Here is a 16667-nt window from a genome sequence, read left to right as displayed (position 1 = left end):
TATCAGACTAACATCCAGCTAATTAGTAACATAAATTTTTACATTTGTTGATTATACCTGATGAATATTCGTGCTATGAAAAAAATTCTATTACTCATTTTGATCTCAATATTCACAGTAAAAATTGCTGATGCACAAGAGTTCACACTCGATGCAGATATCCGTCCACGATTTGAGTACCGCCACGGATTTGGAGACCTTTTTCCAGATAATGCCAAACCTGCTGCTTTTGTCACGCAGCGATCAAGATTGAACATGGGCTTTACCGACGAAAAGCTAAGCCTATACTTCGCGGTGCAAGATGTGAGTACTTGGGGAGATGAACAAACCCTCACCGCATCAGACAACAACAATTCTTTTTCACTTTTTCAAGCTTGGGTGAGATATTCATTCACAGAAGACTGGGCAATCAAGCTCGGTCGTCAGGTCATAGCCTACGATAATCAGCGGATCTTAGGAGAAGTGGATTGGGCAATGCAAGGTAGATTTCATGATGCTGCCATGATTCAATATTCCAAGAATAAATTCAAGCTAGACTTAGCTTTTGCCTACAATCAAGAAAAGCAGAGTAATCTAGAAACGGACTACACGATTACAGGTGGCTTCTCCTATAAAACCATGCAAATGGCTCATTTGTCAAAGGCATGGGACAAAGCTACTTTCAGCTTTTTATTTATGAATAATGGTTTCCAGAAATACACATCAGACCCAATTCCACAAACGGACGGATTATACTACCGTCAAACTACCGGTGCACACGTAGTCTTCCCTCTTTCCGTTCTGACGATTACGGGCTCAGCCTATTTGCAAACGGGAATGGCAAATGCCAGTACTGATTTATCCGCCTTCCAATACATGGTGGAAGCAAAATATCAACCTGGAAAAGTAACTCTGATCGCTGGTTTTGAATCCTTGAGCGGAACAGATCAAGTTGGTGAGGAAAAGAACAAATCCTTCTTCCCACTGTATGGCACGAATCACAAATTCAATGGCTTCATGGATTACTTTTATGTAGGTAATCACGCTAATAATGTAGGCTTAAATGATGCTTATGGCAAAGTGGCACTTGCCACAGGAGAAAAATCTTCGATTGGATTAAATGCACATTTCTTTTTTGCCAATGCTAAAATGGCAAATGATCTAGGACAAAATCTAGGTACAGAGCTAGATCTGGTTTATTCCAAATCCTTCGGAAAATACGTCAAAATAGGGGCAGGCTATTCTCAGATGTTTGCTACAGAAAGCATGAGTGCAGTAAAGGGCGGAATTAGCTCGGAAAACACGAACAATTGGGGCTGGGTGCAACTGATCGTGAATCCTAGATTGCTGACTTATAAATTCAAGGAGAATTAATTTCTCTCTTCAAATTCCTTCTTCGCCCCGTCCAAATACTCAATAAAAGACTGAATATTGGTATCGTAACCCTTGGGCTGAGCGAGGAGATTTTCATTATGATCTAGGATCACATAATAAGGCTGGGCATTGTTTTGGAAGCGGGTGATTTGGAAGTCAGCGTTTTGCTTGCCCAATGTTTTCTTAACCTTATCGTCGTATTTTGAGGTGTACCAGTCACTTTCGGGAAGTTCTAATCGCTCATCTATATAAAGCGCCACCATTACAAAATCTTCTTTCAGACGCTTCAACACTTGAGGATCTACCCAGACATTTTCTTCCATCTTACGGCAATTCACACAGCCATGCCCCGTGAAGTCAATGAGCAAAGGCTTGTTGGCTTTTTTAGCCGCTCTCATGGCTTGCTCGTAGTCGAAATACCCTTGAATCCCGAGTGGAATTTCCAAAGGAGTATCCGCGTATTTTACCGGTTCACCCAGAATATTTTCCCCTGCATCATTCATACTTTGCCCACCAGTCATTTTGAATTGCTGGGTAGACATAGGTGGAAGATAGCCACTTAGGTATTTCAGAGGGGCACCAAAAAGTCCAGGAATCATGTAAAGCACGAACATGAAAACAACTAGCGCTGAAAGTAACCTTGGAACCCCTATAGTTTCTACAGGAGAATCGTGTGGAAGACGAATTTTCCCCAAAAGATATAATCCCAATCCAGAGAAAATCACAATCCAGATAATAAGGAAGATGTCGCGATCGAGGATTCCCCAGTGGTAAACTAAGTCAGCGATGGATAGGAACTTGAAAGCTAAAGCGAGTTCTAAGAAACCTAAAACCACTTTCACAGAATTCAACCAGCCGCCGGACTTTGGAAGACGATTCATCCACTCTGGGAAAATAGCGAACAAAGTAAATGGGATAGCGAATGCTAGAGAAAAGGCAAACATACCCAAGATTGGTTTCAGCAATTCTCCTCCTGCTGAAGAAATCAGAATGGAACCGACGATAGGGCCAGTACAGGAAAATGACACCAGAACTAAGGTGAAGGCCATAAAGAAAACCCCTATTAACCCTCCCTTTTCAGCCTTTTCATCTACTTTATTCACTAAGCTTGAAGGCAAAGTAATCTCGAACATGCCGAGAAATGCCAAGGCAAAAAAGATGAAGATCCCGAAGAAAAAGAGATTTGGAAGCCAATGTGTTGCTAGCCAATTGGCGAATTCTGGGCCTTGAATAGCTGCTACCGCAGTTCCTGCAATCGTGTAAATAGCGATGATAGAAAGCCCATAAATAATGGCATTTCTAATTCCTGTTGCTTTGCTTCCAGCTCTTCCAGTGAAGAAACTCACGGTCATAGGAATCATAGGAAATACACAGGGAGTGAGCAAGGCTGCTAAGCCAGCCAAGAATGCCAAGACGATAAATCCCCAAAGAGATTCATTTTCCTGAACAGGAATGATTTCTATAGATGAGGTGGTGTCAGCCGAAGAAACTTCATTAAATGGACTACCATCATCTTTAGACGAATCAGATTCTACATTCTGATCAGATTGCTTCGTCGTCGTTTCTCCTTCTCGCAATGACGTATCTCCTTCAGTGACTGCTGTTATTATACTTTTTTCAGCTTGTGCATCTGCTAAGTTTTCTTTTGCATCAAAAGTAATCTCAATGTCCTCTTCGTAATTGACACACTGACCTGTCAAGTCAGAGCACATTTGATATTCTAGGATTCCAGATATTTTTCCGCTAGTAACTTTTGGGATAAAGGTCTGTTCAAACCTTCCATCTTTAATGAAGTATTTGACATCTCCTTCCCAGACATCCTCATACTTAGTCTTGGAATCTATCGCTCTGAACTCACCTTTCAGCTCAAAACTCTCAGATTTATCCAGCTTCAGTGTCGCTAAAATTGGGCCGAGATCCGGGTCAAAATCGTTGGCATAAATGTACCAGCCTGCAGGAATTTCAGCTTCGAACACAAGCTTAGCTTCCTCTCCTTGCACTAAACTTTTTGGTTCGATAGAAACCGTCCATTTTGGCGGTGCGATGATCTGTGCTTGAGCGTAGAAACTGAAGAAAAGTAATGCCAGCAGCAGTAATTTCCCTGATTTCCCCTGGGCTTTAGTCATGAAAGTGAATAGCAAATGAGATGACAATTAATAGCAGTAATAGGGTTTACTACTCGGTGAGTTTTCTAAACTGACGGAAGAATGCAGCAATGGTTTCGATACCTACGAAGTAATTTTTTACGCCATAGTGTTCATTTGGTGAATGAAGCGCATCCGTATCCAATCCAAAACCGAATAAAATCGGATCTGAACCTAATTCCTTTTGGAACAAAGCAACGATAGGAATAGATCCACCTTCGCGTGTAGGAATTGGTCTTTTGCCAAAAGTCTCTTCCATCGCAGCTTCCGCGGCCTTATAGCCTACAGATGAATCCGACACTACCGCTGGCGCACCGCCATGATGTGCTTTTACTTTCACCTTCACAGATTTTGGAGCGATTGACTTGAAGTAATTTTCAAACAATTCAGAGATTTCATGCCAGTCCTGATCCGGAACAAGTCTCATGGAGATTTTCGCGTGAGCTTTGGAAGGCAAGACAGTTTTGGCTCCTTCGCCAATATATCCACCCCAGATTCCATTCACATCTAGTGTAGGACGAATGCCTACTCGCTCGATCGTGGTGTAGCCTTTTTCTCCATGAACATCTGCAATATCTAATTTCTCTTGGTATTCATTCAGGTCAAATGGAGCCTCGTTTAGTCTTTCTCTTTGCGCTGCAGTGAGCTCCTGCACTTTATCATAAAACCCAGGAATGGTAATGTGATTATTTTCATCCTGCATGGAAGCAATCATGTCACATAGCACATTGATTGGATTGGCTACAGCACCACCGTAAGTACCCGAGTGAAGATCGCGATTGGATCCTGTCACTTCCACTTCCATGTAAGCCATGCCCCGAAGACCAACCGTGATGGAAGGATCTTGCATGGAGATCATGTGTGTATCAGAAATCAAGATGACATCTGCTTTCAATTTCTCTTTATTTTCAATGACAAATTTCTCTAAGTTGTCAGAGCCAACTTCCTCCTCGCCTTCGATCATGAACTTGACATTACATGGCAAATCTCCTGAAGCCATCATCGCTTCGAAAGCCTTCACATACATGTAAAACTGCCCTTTGTCATCAGCAGATCCACGTGCGAAAATCGCTCCTTCAGGGTGAATCTTTGTCTTTTTGATTACTGGCTCAAAAGGTGGAGAATCCCACAACTCATAAGGATCAGCAGGCTGCACATCGTAATGCCCATACACCAAAACCGTCTGTAAAGAAGGATCAATGATTTTCTCCCCATAAACAATCGGATAGCCGGGAGTTTCACAGATTTCTACTGTGTCAGCACCAGCTTTTACCAGACTTTCCTTTACAAAATTAGCTGCCGCAAAGACATCATTCTTAAATTTGGGATCAGCGCTTACCGATGGAATGCGGAGTAAATCCAGCAATTCGTTAAGAAAGCGATCTTTGTTGTCACGGATAAAATTATTAACAGCCATATATCTGGGGATTATTTGGTAAAGAGTCCAAAATTATCCTTTTCAGCCTTAAATGCCTATTTTGATTGAAGTTATTAGCCGTGGATACGACTAAGAATGGCAAAGTGACTTGTACTGAAAAATAAGTTCACCACAAAAGTCACAAAGAAAACAAAGTTATGGAAGCGGCATGAAGGAAGTATTGGTGACGTTTTAAAACTAGCTGACTAAATAGTCGAAAAAGGCAAACCACATTGACAGATAGAACGCATAGCTTAACAAGCTGTAGCCATTAGCTCAATAGCTTTGATTTTAGAACTTTATGCACTTTGTTACTTTGTGTTGAAAAATAGGAGTACCACAAAAGTCACAAAGGAAACAAAGTAAAGTAAGAGGTTTGCAGGAAGATTTAGTGCCGTATTAAATCTAGGAGAGCTTATCGGGTAAATAGTCGAAAAGGTAAACCACATAGACAGATAGAAAAAAATAGATTGACGATCTGTAGTCTAGGATCATGAATTGGTATTGAAAGCTTTATGCACTTTGTTACTTTGTGTTGAAAAATAAGTTCACCACAAAAGTCACAAAGAAAACAAAGTTAAGGACGCTGCATGTAGGAAGTTTTGGTAACGTTTTAAATCTAGCTGAATGAATAGTCGAAAAAGGTAAACCACATAGACAGATAGCAAAACATAGATTGGCGATCTGAAGTCTAGACTCATGAATTGGTATTGAAACCTTTATGCACTTTGTTACTTTGTGTTGAAAAATAGGAGTACCGCAAAAGTCACAAAGGAAACAAAGTAAAGTAAGGTTTGCAGGTAGATTTAGTGCCGTTTTACAGCTATGTGGCTATGTGTTCAAAAAATTTAAACCATATAGACAGATAGATAAACATAGCTTTACCCTCTTTGTTTCTCTGTGTTGAAAAATTATCAAGTATGAAAGCAGTCATTTGTGAAAATTTTGGACTTCCAGAAAACCTCAAAATCGGTGAGCTTTCCGATCCGGAACCTTCGGAAAATCAAGTACTCATCAAAGTCGGAGTTTGTGGTCTGAGTTTTCCTGATCTGCTTATTCTGCAAGGCAGCTATCAATTCAAGCCAGAACTTCCTTTTTCGCCAGGTGGTGAGGTTGTAGGAGAAATAATTGAGCTGGGGGAGAATGTGGATAACTTCAAAATCGGTGATCGTGTTCTGGCACTTTGTCGCTGGGGAGGTTTTGCGGAGAAAGTCGCTGTAGATTCTGATAGAGTTTTTGTGCTTCCTGAGGGTGTTTCATCGGAATCGGCCGCTAGTTCACTTTATACGTACAGCACTTCCTTACATGCTTTGAAGGATAGGGCTCAGTTAACATCTGGAGAAACTTTATTGGTTCTTGGCGCCGCTGGAGGCATAGGTTTGGCAGCTGTGGAGCTTGGAAAAGCCATGGGAGCAAAAGTGCTTGCAGCTGCTTCTTCGGATGAAAAACTGGCACTTTGCAAAGCAAAGGGAGCATATCAAACGATCAATTACAAAACAGAGGATCTTAAAACCAGAATCAAGGAGTTAACCCAGGGCAAAGGAGTTGATGTGATTTTGGATCCAGTAGGTGGAAAGTACACTGATCCCGCGCTTCGAGGCATTGCTTGGAAAGGAAGATATCTGATCGTTGGTTTTACCAATGGAGAGATTCCAAAAATCCCGATGAACCTGCCTTTGCTTAAAGGATGCTCTATTGTTGGGGTGTTTTGGGGAAATTTCTCGAAAGTAGAAGCCGAACAAAATAGAATCAACATGAATCAGCTTTATGAATGGATACTAGCAGAAAAAATAACTGGACATACTCCTGAGGTCTTTAAATTAGAAGAAGCTGAAATTGCTATCTCTGCTCTCCAGGACAGAAGCAATTTCAAAAAGATGGTTGTACGAGTTTTTTAATTTATTTAACTAAACAATAGTTTAATCTATTACGTAACAGCTTATGTTGCAGTTAAAATAAAACTACCCATCACGAATGCTAAGAATTATCCTTTTAACCTGTTCTATTTTTATCAGTTCCATTTCATTTGCACAAACAGCATTCAACCCAGAAACAGAATCAGATTTTGTAAAGGCGACTTATTCTAAAGGTAATTTGATAAGCATACTAGGTCAGGATTTGATCTACCCAAAGGAGGCTGCCGCCAACGGTAGTCAAGGAGATGTAATATATTTACTTAGGATAGATAAGTCGGGAAAACTAACTAAAGTAGAAGCAATAGAGCGAGTTTCTGATGATCTCTCCAATCAAACTGATGAGGCAATAGCTAACCTGAATGAAGCATGGAGTCCAAGTAAGGTCCATGGCAATGCAGTGGACCGGGAGTATTTACTAGTCTTCAGTTACAAGATTTATTACAACTCTTTGCCGGTAGATTATCATGAGATGGCCAAAAAATTTGAAGACAAAGGAAAGCCAGAAAAAGCAGTGAGAACCTATAATGATGCAATTAAGAATTATCCTTTTGAGCCGATTTACTATACCATGCGGGCAAAATACAAAAAGGATATGGGAGATGAAGAAGGAGCCAAAGCAGATGAATTGATGGCTGAAAAAATGAATATGGAAATCTTGGCCGTGGTGGAAATTGCACAGACGCAAAGCGTTCGATAAAATACAGACTGAGTTTTGACCTCAGCCTGTACCCTTTCCTATTAGGAAATTGCCTTCACATTTACTTCGATATTACCACGAGTAGCCTTCGAGTAAGGGCAAACTTCATGAGCTGCATCTGTTAGTTGCTGCGCTGCCTCTAAGGAACCTGCATGTGGGATTTTTACAAAAATATCTACGGCCAATCCAAAATTTCCAGGTTCGAAATTCCCAAGATGAACTTTAGCTGTAATTTCAGAATCTCTTAAGCTGACCTTACCCGCAACTGCACCAAGTGCACCTCCGAAACATGCCGCATAGCCAGCAGCAAACAGTTGCTCAGGATTAGTTTTCCCTCCCTCGCCTCCAATTTCTTTTGGCATGGCTACATCAAAATCCAAGAGACCGTCATCGGTTTTTACGTGTCCCTTTCTACCTCCAGTGTTTATTGCCACCGCGGTATAATCAATATTTAACTTCTTCATCTTAGATCGTTTCTTTTAAGTTTTCAATAGTTACTAACATGTTTAGGAGAGATTGGTTTAGGTCTGGCAGGGATATTTCCGAAGATTCTATAAACTTTTGGTTTACGGGCTCCAGAGCTTCCTGAACTTTTGATTGAAGCGATTTGCCTGGATAAGTCAATTCCACATGCACCGTCCTCTCGTCAGCCTCTCCACGTTGTCTCTTCACGTAATTCATTGCCTCCAATTTTTTCAACAAGGGAGTTAAGGTACCTGAGTCAAGATATAACCGTTTGCCGATTTCATTCACCTTCAATCCATCCTCCTCCCAGAGAACTGAAAGCACCAGAAATTGTGGATAAGTCAAATTCAGCTCGTTCAAAGAGCTTTGAATGAGCTGAATAAGCAATCTGGAGCTTGAATAAAGTGACAGCGAAACTTGGTGAATTTGCAGCATAAGTTGAGCATTAAGATTTTACACAATTTAACTGTATAGTCTTAAAATTCTAATTTCTCACTTTAAAAATATCTGCCAATTAATGGATTATCAACAATTTCCCTTTTCAATTCATTTGCATCAATGGTGCCTAAAACTCGGTAAGCAACATTCCCTCCAGGCTCGATCAGTAAGGTAATGGGTAAACTTCCATCCCAATCTTTTCCGACAATATCGATCACCTTGTATTTATCGTCGGTGTCCATGATGTAATTAGGAAGTGCAGACGATTTCCCCTTAAGATATTTGAGCACCTTGGCGGACTGCTCAGGACTATCCATACTGACAGATACAAACTGGAAATCACGCTCTCCAAACATCCGTTGTATAGTGACAAATTCTGGATATTCAATAATGCATGGCCCGCACCAAGTAGCCCAGAAATTAACAAGTAGTAATTCCTCAGTGTCATTTTTCAATAGATCTGCCAATCCGTCTGGGGATAGTTTTTCGATAGTCACTTCCTTTTCTTTCCACGCCTTATTGGTTTTAATAGTGTATTCATTCTTCCACGCCCATTTCATTGAGCATCCGAAAGCTGGAGTTTGAGCTTCTGCTTCGGGAAGACTTTTTCCCTGCAAAGTCAGGTCAATCGCTTTTCTTAAATCTTCGGCATTGGCAGTTCCAGGCTTTTCGGATGCATCAATTCTTCCAGAGTAGCTAAGTTTTCTTTCTTTATCAAAAACAAAAACATGGGGTGTGGCCGTCGGGCCATAAGCCAATGAGAATTCATGAGTATCTCCATCATATAGGTAAGGGAAATTGTAGGATTTGTCCTTGGCCCGAATTTTCATTTCTTCGAATGTGTCGCTGAGATCTGTATAGCTCAACTCTTCTGGGAGAATACCTATTGGGCTGTTGGCAGAAATAGCCACAAAAGCTACTTTTTTACTTTTGTAATAATCGACTACATCTATGAATCTATCCTCATAGGCCTGAGCGGTGGGACAATGGTTGCAGGTGAAGTTGATCACAAGGACATCTGCATCTGAATAGTCTTCAAGCTTGTGAAAGGCATCATCAATTCCGGGAAGATTAAAGGGTGGAGCGGCATCTCCAATTGCTAATTTTCCAATAGGTTGCTCCTCTACCACAATTGGATTGGCAACAAATGTTGTGGGAGGAGATGCCTCTAAGCTTGTTTCAGAATTTTCCTTAGAGGTGCTATTACATTGAGAAAACAGGAGTACAATTCCTACGAGAGCTACGGGGAAGGCGAGGAATTTTAATTTAGAGTTCATAGCTTTTTGGGTTACAGGGATTGTTAAGTTTACTAGGTTTTCAATGAATAGCCATGTTGGTAGTTATAATGCAGCTTCATATTGGCCTCCCAATCATCTTCAAATCCCTGTGCGATTGGATTCCATTTTACTGGTCTACCTAATTCATGCGCTATATTTCCAATCGTACAAACGGTACAGGAACTATGGCCGATTTCTACCGGCACCACCGGATCTTTTCTTTGAATAATTGATGTAATAAAATCTACATGATGTGCGCCAAAACCTAACTCATCCTTTGAAAATTTGCGCTCACAGGCTGCAACATCAGTATCATATTGACCTCTGGAAACTTTAATCCAGCCTTTTTCCCCTAAGAACTTTACGCCCTGTCGACCTTTGTCAAAGGAGGTAATTAGCATTTCTATCCCATTGGCATATTTGTAAGTCAGCGGAGTCGAGCCAGAAGCAGGGATAACCTCCACCGGACCATTTCTATCCATTCCAAGCCCCCACTGAGCGACGTCAATCATGTGTGCTCCCCAATCAGTCATCAATCCACCGCCTGTCTCCTTGTACCAGCGCCAAGCTCCCCATACTTTCTCATTCTGCTCAGGATTCAGACTGATAGGCGGATCCAACTCTTCATTGTAATGAATATCTGGAAGTGGACCTGTCCAAGTTTTCCAATCCAAACCAGCAGGAACCGGCTGAGCAGGTAAATCATAAGGTTTAGGATGTGGCGGAGTTCCTACATTAACCAAAACTTGTTTGATATCTCCTAGCATCCCTTTTTGGACCATCCGAGCGGCATGCTGGAAATTTGCCCCAGAACGCTGCATGCTTCCTACTGCTAGGACGGTACCGTTTGAGCGAACAGCCTTTACTAATTCTTGGCCTTCATGTACTGTAAAAGTGAGTGGCTTCTCCAAGTAAATATCCTTATTGGCATGACAGGCATCGATCGCCATCATCGCATGCCAGTGGTCAGGCGAGGCAATTACCACCGCATCTACTTCTGGATTTGTGAGTAACTCTTTATAATCAGCATACACTTTTAATGCAGGAGCCGTTCTTTTTTCATCAGCATAAAGCTTGGCCACGCGCTGTTTGAATCTATCCAATTTAATCTCATAAACATCCGCACCAGCCACTACATCCACCAAGGGATTCTTCATCATGTTGTTAAGCAGACCCATCGCCTGTCTTCCCACTCCGATAAATCCTAATCGAACTTTGGCGCTATCGGCCATTGAACTGACATTTTTACCAAAACTTAAGGAAGGAATAGCACCAAGGCCGACTGTACTGAGGATGGAAGCAGTTAGAAACTTCCTTCGGGAAAAATTTGATTTGCTCATTACTAGAGATATTGAAGGTTATGAATGGAGTATTTGATTTTAGTGAAATAAAGTACTGCTTTTTTGAACGACAGAAAAATATTCCAGAGGCTATTTGACCAAAAGTATTTGTCCTTATGGATTATGGAAGAAACTCTTTTGGGAGATTTCTACTTTAAACTCAGAGAAGCCTATCTTATGACCATACAACAACTGGAATACCTGATTGCCGTAGATAAACACCGCCACTTTGGACAGGCTGCGGAAAGCTGTTTTGTGACACAACCTACCCTGAGTGCTCAATTGAGTAAACTGGAGCGTGACTTGGGCGTTATTCTTTTTGATCGAAGTAAAATGCCCGTGATCCCCACAATGATGGGCGTGAAAATCATCGAGCAGGCGAAAAAAGTGGTGTCTGAGAGTAGGGGGATTTTTGAATTGGTGGCCGATCTGAAAGGTGATATATCTGGACTGATCAAACTTGGAATCATTCCTACCCTAGCCCCTTATTTACTGCACCTTTTTATCCGGAAGTTTCTAGAAAAATACCCAAAAGTGAAATTGGAAGTTCAGGAAATGGTCACGGAAGATGTGGTGAAAAAGCTAAAAAATGATGAACTGGATCTAGGCATTATCGTGACACCTTACCAGGATACTGGTATTGTAGAGAAACCTATGTTTTACGAAAAATTTTTCGCTTACTTATCCAAAGATCACCCTTTGCTAAAAGAAGATGTTTTCCATCCAGAGAAAGTTCTACAAGAAGATTTTTGGGTGCTACAGCAAGGGCATTGCTTCCGAGATCAAGTGATTAATCTCTGTGACCCAAGTCTGAGCGGTCCCAAAAATTTCCACTATGAAAGTGGATCACTGGAAGGGTTGAAAAACATGGTCAATCGATATAAGGGAGTAACGCTTCTCCCCGAATTGGCAACGCTGGAGCTATCAGATGAGGAAAAAACTAGACTAAGGCCATTTGAAGGGGTTCCTCCTACACGAGAGGTGAGCATTATTTTAAACCGAAATTTCCTCAAGCAGAAACTCGTAGAATTATTATTCAAGGAAATCTCTGACTCCATTCCTCAAGAGATGAGCTCCAAGGCTCATGGCAAGGTCGTGCGATTCAAATAAACTATTTCTTGGTAAGAATGTAATGATCCGCTAGATCTCCTTTGATTATTTTCCCCTTCATATCTAGCTGCCAAATGCGATTCTCACCAACTTTATACTGCCTTGGACCTTGGGCTACTTTAGCTAGCGTAATAATAGAACCTGTTTTATCCCAGGTGAAAGAACCCGTGTTTTCTTGCTCCAATGCGTCATTTCTACCCAAGTAGTTGGTGACTAATTTATAAGTGAGATCAGTATTGAGTGTTAGCCTGGTTTCTATTCCTTCGCAACTAGCGCAAGGCACAATGCCTTCATAGGTACCATTCCAGTCAAGTGAGGTGGCAGAGTTATCTTGGTTATATAGTATGTTTTCTTCTAGGGCAATCTCTTCCTCCAAGCCCGTTTTTTGTTCCGAATTGGAACAGGAAGCCAAGAGTGCTAGTGAGGTAAATAGACCAAGTATGAGCAAAATTCTGTTCATAGATAATTAATTCTGATTTACGCAAAAACATCAAGAATCAGACCGAAGAAGAAAAAATATAGATTTCTATCGAAATGGCAACAGGTATCTATTGTGGATAACTAAAAAGGAGGTCATCAAAACCTCCTCTCTATTCATTTTTATGATTTCATTCTCAAATTGTGCTGGCTTTTTTCACAGCTCCATAGCCCACTACTACAATCTCACTGAGTGTTTTCTTCTTCAAAAACTCAGCTTGATTGGCATCCATTTCAGCACGTACTTTTTCCCCCATATCTAGGTAAATCTCTGCTCTGAATAAATACAACTGGGAAGAAAATGGATTTTGCTCAATCTTCTCATTGATTTCATTTAGAAGTTCAGGCAAGTCTTTCAATCTGTGGGCAACAGAATTAAATCGTTCGCCGGTATCGTTTTGCCCGTGGAGCTTAAACTGAATTGTCAACAAATAATCTTCCCCAGCTTTATGATCTGTTAAAAATGAAGGATCCCACTTATCTCCTACTAATTGTATGACTCTGAGAACTTCTGTTCTGAGCTGCTCATTTTCACCAGATAGGATTTCAACCTCGTCTGTAATAACCCCCTCCTTATCGACATTGATCGATACCACTACAGTCTCTTGAGCATTTAGTCTTCTTGCCTCAGTTGGATATTTAAGGTTTTTGCTAAACAGCTGATTCATTTCATGTGGGGAATCAGAATTCTGCGCAAAAGCAGCAGAGATGCCAAAAATGAAAATCAGTAAAAATAATAAGGTTGACTTTTTCATAGAGATTTTTGGATAAAGAGTTAACATTTGCAATACACTGATTTTGAACGTACTAAAAAATAACAAAGTTTCAAAAACATAGTTTTCATTATGGTCGATTCCCTGTTTTTTACTTGAAATTCCCAAAATGCCAAAGTACTCCGGCTGGATCATGGAGAAAAAATTCATTTCCCCAGTCACTGTGTTGGATAGCACTCAATTTGGTGCCTGGGAATTTATCAGGCAAGCCAAGAACTTTGATTGCTTCCCAGTAAGATTCCAGATCATCCTCGATCTCTAGAAAAATCATGGAGTTTTCACACCAGGGCTTCAGATAAGCATCTTGTAGGTAAAATGCGATATTCTCCTTAACCGTAACGAGCGACATATTGGGACTTACAGCGCGTACATTGAAGCCAAGGATTTCATAAAACCTGATGCTCTCCGCATAGTCTTTGGCCCCGATAAATGTCCGAATGGATTTCGCTGGATGTATCATACACCGAATTGAGTCAAGTGATGATCAAGGTGTTTGTAGAAAAGACTATTCCATTCCTGAGCTGTAAGTGGACCAAAAGAAAGAGATTCTTTTCCTTCAAAATGTGCTATTCCCAGATCACGTGTTTTCTCCAGATAACTAATCAAGAGTGCCTTTTCAGTCTCGAAATCCCTTCGCTCTGCTATCACAAAAGCGGGGGCTGTTCTAGCATTTCTAGGATAAGGCTTCTCGCCTACGACGCCCTTCTTCACAAATGTTTTAAGTATAAACCTCATAAACGCATTCGGCTTGGGGTACTTGTCAGTATAGGCCATTTCGTAAGCCACCGAGCAATGAGCCATCATTTGATCTACTCGCATAATCCCCCAGCGAGGCGTAGTCTCTGGCGTGAGCAGATTGATTCGATCTATAAGCTCCTGTACAATCTGCGGGTGAAAAATATTCTTCATGATTAGACGTAAAAGGGTTGAATAGGGAAGATAAGAAAATGTACTTATAAATGAATTTAGGAAGCTTAGAAATTTGGCTTTGACATTAAATGCCTGGAGACATAGGATTAAGCAACTAAAATTCAGTTGATTAAATCATTTGGTTTATATTATAAACTTATTTACATTTACATCGTAATGATAATTAAATGAAACATACACTTATGGAAAAATCACTAACTGGTAACGAGTCTTTGGCTATCATCACAGATATGATAGCTAAGGCAAAAAAGGAAGCTGCGGGAGACGGAAGCTTCCATCTGCTGCTTTGGGGATGGGTTATTTCAATTTGCAATCTAGGCTTTTTTGCACTTGCAAAAGCGGGATATGAACACCCATATTACATTTGGATTTTGGTCGTACCGGCTACTTTCTATAGTTTTTTCTGGAGCTACCAAAAGAGAAGTAAATCCAAAATCAAGACCCATCTAGATCAGATACTTAATCAAATCTGGATAGCGGTATTTGTATCAATCATCATAATCCTTGGTTTTATGCCCGTTCTGGGATTCAACCATAATCCAGTGATATTGCTATTGGCAGCTGTTGGCATGTTTGCCACGGGGACGATGATACGGGTTTCGGTAGTGAAGATCGGTTCGCTGGTTTTGGCAATTGCAGCCATAATCGCCTTCTTGGTTCCTGTGCTAGACCAATATTTAGTTGCTGGCATTGCCATGGTTTTGGGATATCTTGTGCCTGGTTATTATTTGAAAAACACCTATCGTGAGCGAGTTTAAGCCTTTAGACCCCCTATTACATTCACAGTTGAGGCTGGCAGTCATGTCCTTACTAATAAGTGTAGACACAGCGGAATTCACCTTTCTAAAAGAGAAAACCCAATCTACTGCAGGAAACCTGAGTGTACAATTAGACAAATTGGATAAAGCTGGGTATATCAAAATCACCAAATCCTTCCGGGGCAAAAGACCGCTAACTACCTGTGCAGTAACCAAAAATGGCCTACATGCTTTTGAGAATTATGTGGAAAATCTTAAGAACTACATCACCTAAAAAAATTTGAACATTTAGTTTATAATATAAACAAATTTATAGAAATCATGAAAAAATTAATAGCCCTTATTATCACCTTTGCTTCTATAGTAAGTAGCGGGTATGGTCAAAGTAGCGAAACAGATAGCGCAGCCCAATCACAAGTAAAACAATTAGAGTTTTTGGTTGGTGAATGGCAAGGTTCAGGCTGGATGATGGGACAGGATCGAGTGAAGAGGACTTTTGATCAAACTGAAAAAGTAATGTTCAAATTGGATTCTACAGCCATACTAATCGAAGGAATGGGCAAATCAGATGGGAAAATTGTCCACAATGCCTTAGCGATTCTTACTGCTAATGGAGAAAGCAATCACTTTGACTTCCAGTCTTATCTTCCCTCTGGGCAAAAGGGGACTTTCAAATCTGAGTTAAAAGAGGAAGTATTCTATTGGTATCCCACTGAATCCGTTAGGTATATCATCCGAATTAATGACAAGGGTCAATGGCACGAAATCGGAGAATTCAACCAAGGAGAAAATTGGTACACTTTTTTTGAGATGACTCTGGATAAGAAGTCCCTAAGCCAGTTGGAATAAAACTCAACTATGGACCGATTGAAGCTGTCCGAATAGGCTCATTATACTCTGAGCTTAGGAGGACAGAACTTCATTCTTTCGCAATAGCTCATAGACCTGATCCTTAAAAATAGCGACCTTCTGCTCATAAACTTCAGGGTCATCAAACATCGAGAGGTAATAATAAGCGCCCTCTACTACCACAAAAATCTGCTCCGCCAGAAGCTCGGTATCCTTGTCTTCCAAATTCTCATCTCTGTCGAGTATCTCCTTGAGATTTTCTCGCAACTTCTCATGAAGCGCACGATATTCATTTTTGATACGCTTATTTCTAAAGATCAAGCTATAGCAACTGTAAAACACCCCATCATCCAAAAGCAAATTCCAGTCTCTGGAAAAAAGGCGATCTACAAAAGTGTGTGGATCTGCATAATTTTGTTCTTCCAATTCCGCCAGCATCGGCTGATAGATCAGTAGCATTCGTTCCAAAATAAATGAGATCAAATTTGAAATCAGGATTTCACGGGAAGGAAAGTAATGCATCACCAAACTTGGTGGCATACCCAGGTGCTTACCAATCTTAGCGATCGAAGTGTTTTCTATTCCATTCTGTTTTGAAAGATGATAAAAACCGTCAATAATCTCTTTTTTCCTTTCATCTGAAATTTTGTTACCCATATTATTATAGTATTAAAAGAAAGTTAAGATCATTGATGCCATAGTAATATTCGCTAGAATCATAAT

Annotated in this window: 18 protein-coding genes; 7 read left to right on the top strand and 11 right to left on the bottom strand. The window is 40.7% G+C overall.

The genetic code is table 11. From position 1 onward, the window contains the following. The first annotated feature begins 75 nt into the window (after positions 1-75). Complete coding sequence (locus tag LV85_RS07830; protein WP_111318423.1) at positions 76-1353, top strand: alginate export family protein; 1278 nt, start codon at positions 76-78, stop codon at positions 1351-1353. Here LV85_RS07830 and LV85_RS07825 read toward each other — a convergent pair. Both LV85_RS07825 and LV85_RS07820 read right to left on the bottom strand, forming a co-directional pair. Further along, the gene (locus LV85_RS07825; protein WP_111318003.1) at positions 1350-3479 is read right to left on the bottom strand and encodes a protein-disulfide reductase DsbD family protein; all 2130 of its coding nucleotides are present in this window, start codon (positions 3477-3479) and stop codon (positions 1350-1352) included. The two genes, LV85_RS07830 and LV85_RS07825, sit on opposite strands and share 4 nt — an antisense overlap. Positions 3480-3528: 49 nt before the next feature. Continuing rightward, entirely contained in the window at positions 3529-4914 is a 1386-nt protein-coding gene (locus LV85_RS07820; RefSeq protein ID WP_111318000.1) for a dipeptidase, read from the bottom strand. A gap of 920 nt (positions 4915-5834) precedes the next feature. On the opposite strand from LV85_RS07820, the gene LV85_RS07815 reads away from it, so the two are divergent. Beyond that, the gene (locus LV85_RS07815; RefSeq protein ID WP_111317997.1) at positions 5835-6812 is read left to right on the top strand and encodes an NADPH:quinone oxidoreductase family protein; all 978 of its coding nucleotides are present in this window, start codon (positions 5835-5837) and stop codon (positions 6810-6812) included. Positions 6813-6888: 76 nt separating this feature from the next. Further along, positions 6889-7527, top strand: a complete 639-nt coding sequence (locus LV85_RS07810) for an energy transducer TonB (protein ID WP_111317994.1) — start codon at positions 6889-6891, stop codon at positions 7525-7527. 41 nt (positions 7528-7568) lie between these two features. Here LV85_RS07810 and LV85_RS07805 read toward each other — a convergent pair whose 3' ends face one another. The 4 genes from LV85_RS07805 to LV85_RS07790 form a co-directional block, all read right to left on the bottom strand. Next, positions 7569-7991: an organic hydroperoxide resistance protein gene (locus LV85_RS07805; RefSeq protein WP_111317991.1), complete on the bottom strand. Its 423-nt coding sequence runs from the start codon at positions 7989-7991 to the stop codon at positions 7569-7571. 1 nt (position 7992) lies between these two features. Then, entirely contained in the window at positions 7993-8427 is a 435-nt protein-coding gene (locus tag LV85_RS07800; RefSeq protein WP_111317988.1) for a MarR family winged helix-turn-helix transcriptional regulator, read from the bottom strand. A gap of 62 nt (positions 8428-8489) precedes the next feature. Further along, entirely contained in the window at positions 8490-9707 is a 1218-nt protein-coding gene (locus LV85_RS07795) for a redoxin domain-containing protein (RefSeq protein ID WP_111317985.1), read from the bottom strand. Between the two features lie 32 nt (positions 9708-9739). Next, a complete protein-coding gene (locus LV85_RS07790; RefSeq protein ID WP_111317982.1) occupies positions 9740-11047 on the bottom strand; it encodes a Gfo/Idh/MocA family protein in 1308 nt (435 codons plus the stop codon). 177 nt (positions 11048-11224) lie between these two features. Between LV85_RS07790 and LV85_RS07785 the strand changes: the two genes are divergently transcribed. Further along, a complete protein-coding gene (locus tag LV85_RS07785) occupies positions 11225-12157 on the top strand; it encodes a hydrogen peroxide-inducible genes activator (protein WP_111318421.1) in 933 nt (310 codons plus the stop codon). Position 12158: 1 nt separating this feature from the next. Here the strand turns inward: LV85_RS07785 and LV85_RS07780 are convergent, their stop codons facing one another. From LV85_RS07780 to LV85_RS07765, 4 genes are all read right to left on the bottom strand, one after another. Continuing rightward, positions 12159-12617, bottom strand: a complete 459-nt coding sequence (locus LV85_RS07780) for a copper resistance protein NlpE (RefSeq protein ID WP_111317979.1) — start codon at positions 12615-12617, stop codon at positions 12159-12161. 154 nt (positions 12618-12771) lie between these two features. After that, positions 12772-13389 (bottom strand): energy transducer TonB, encoded by a 618-nt coding sequence (locus LV85_RS07775; protein ID WP_158531157.1) that lies wholly within the window; start codon positions 13387-13389, stop codon positions 12772-12774. Positions 13390-13498: 109 nt separating this feature from the next. Continuing rightward, positions 13499-13867, bottom strand: coding sequence for a VOC family protein (locus LV85_RS07770; RefSeq protein WP_111317974.1), 369 nt, complete (start codon positions 13865-13867; stop codon positions 13499-13501). Then, positions 13864-14316 (bottom strand): DUF1569 domain-containing protein, encoded by a 453-nt coding sequence (locus LV85_RS07765; protein WP_111317971.1) that lies wholly within the window; start codon positions 14314-14316, stop codon positions 13864-13866. The genes LV85_RS07770 and LV85_RS07765 overlap by 4 nt, the downstream gene beginning before the upstream one ends. Positions 14317-14519: 203 nt before the next feature. Here LV85_RS07765 and LV85_RS07760 point away from each other — a divergent pair, with 203 nt between their 5' ends. Genes LV85_RS07760 through LV85_RS07750 form a run of 3 tightly spaced genes read left to right on the top strand, consistent with a single transcriptional unit; the run spans position 14520 to position 15944 of the window. Beyond that, entirely contained in the window at positions 14520-15095 is a 576-nt protein-coding gene (locus tag LV85_RS07760; protein ID WP_111317968.1) for a hypothetical protein, read from the top strand. After that, entirely contained in the window at positions 15082-15369 is a 288-nt protein-coding gene (locus LV85_RS07755; protein ID WP_211318394.1) for a winged helix-turn-helix domain-containing protein, read from the top strand. The genes LV85_RS07760 and LV85_RS07755 overlap by 14 nt, the downstream gene beginning before the upstream one ends. Before the next feature lie 47 nt (positions 15370-15416). Beyond that, complete coding sequence (locus LV85_RS07750) at positions 15417-15944, top strand: hypothetical protein (RefSeq protein ID WP_111317963.1); 528 nt, start codon at positions 15417-15419, stop codon at positions 15942-15944. 54 nt (positions 15945-15998) lie between these two features. Here the strand turns inward: LV85_RS07750 and LV85_RS07745 are convergent, their stop codons facing one another. Continuing rightward, on the bottom strand, positions 15999-16601 hold the full coding sequence (locus LV85_RS07745; RefSeq protein WP_111317960.1) for a TetR family transcriptional regulator: 603 nt from the start codon (positions 16599-16601) through the stop codon (positions 15999-16001). Between the last annotated feature and the right edge of the window lie 66 nt (positions 16602-16667).

The organism is Algoriphagus chordae (genome assembly GCF_003254055.1).
GTDB lineage: Bacteria > Bacteroidota > Bacteroidia > Cytophagales > Cyclobacteriaceae > Algoriphagus > Algoriphagus chordae.
The sequence above is the reverse complement of the archived record's forward strand: the minus strand, read 5'-3'. Positions and strand labels throughout refer to the sequence as shown.

What these genes read in the sequence shown, in the direction of transcription:
- LV85_RS07830 (WP_111318423.1), top strand. Translation starts at nt 76, where the DNA reads ATGAAAAAAATTCTATTACTCATTTTGATCTCAATATTCACAGTAAAA.
- LV85_RS07825 (WP_111318003.1), bottom strand. Translation starts at nt 3,479, where the DNA reads ATGACTAAAGCCCAGGGGAAATCAGGGAAATTACTGCTGCTGGCATTA.
- LV85_RS07820 (WP_111318000.1), bottom strand. Translation starts at nt 4,914, where the DNA reads ATGGCTGTTAATAATTTTATCCGTGACAACAAAGATCGCTTTCTTAAC.
- LV85_RS07815 (WP_111317997.1), top strand. Translation starts at nt 5,835, where the DNA reads ATGAAAGCAGTCATTTGTGAAAATTTTGGACTTCCAGAAAACCTCAAA.
- LV85_RS07810 (WP_111317994.1), top strand. Translation starts at nt 6,889, where the DNA reads ATGCTAAGAATTATCCTTTTAACCTGTTCTATTTTTATCAGTTCCATT.
- LV85_RS07805 (WP_111317991.1), bottom strand. Translation starts at nt 7,991, where the DNA reads ATGAAGAAGTTAAATATTGATTATACCGCGGTGGCAATAAACACTGGA.
- LV85_RS07800 (WP_111317988.1), bottom strand. Translation starts at nt 8,427, where the DNA reads ATGCTGCAAATTCACCAAGTTTCGCTGTCACTTTATTCAAGCTCCAGA.
- LV85_RS07795 (WP_111317985.1), bottom strand. Translation starts at nt 9,707, where the DNA reads ATGAACTCTAAATTAAAATTCCTCGCCTTCCCCGTAGCTCTCGTAGGA.
- LV85_RS07790 (WP_111317982.1), bottom strand. Translation starts at nt 11,047, where the DNA reads ATGAGCAAATCAAATTTTTCCCGAAGGAAGTTTCTAACTGCTTCCATC.
- LV85_RS07785 (WP_111318421.1), top strand. Translation starts at nt 11,225, where the DNA reads ATGACCATACAACAACTGGAATACCTGATTGCCGTAGATAAACACCGC.
- LV85_RS07780 (WP_111317979.1), bottom strand. Translation starts at nt 12,617, where the DNA reads ATGAACAGAATTTTGCTCATACTTGGTCTATTTACCTCACTAGCACTC.
- LV85_RS07775 (WP_158531157.1), bottom strand. Translation starts at nt 13,389, where the DNA reads ATGAAAAAGTCAACCTTATTATTTTTACTGATTTTCATTTTTGGCATC.
- LV85_RS07770 (WP_111317974.1), bottom strand. Translation starts at nt 13,867, where the DNA reads ATGATACATCCAGCGAAATCCATTCGGACATTTATCGGGGCCAAAGAC.
- LV85_RS07765 (WP_111317971.1), bottom strand. Translation starts at nt 14,316, where the DNA reads ATGAAGAATATTTTTCACCCGCAGATTGTACAGGAGCTTATAGATCGA.
- LV85_RS07760 (WP_111317968.1), top strand. Translation starts at nt 14,520, where the DNA reads ATGGAAAAATCACTAACTGGTAACGAGTCTTTGGCTATCATCACAGAT.
- LV85_RS07750 (WP_111317963.1), top strand. Translation starts at nt 15,417, where the DNA reads ATGAAAAAATTAATAGCCCTTATTATCACCTTTGCTTCTATAGTAAGT.
- LV85_RS07745 (WP_111317960.1), bottom strand. Translation starts at nt 16,601, where the DNA reads ATGGGTAACAAAATTTCAGATGAAAGGAAAAAAGAGATTATTGACGGT.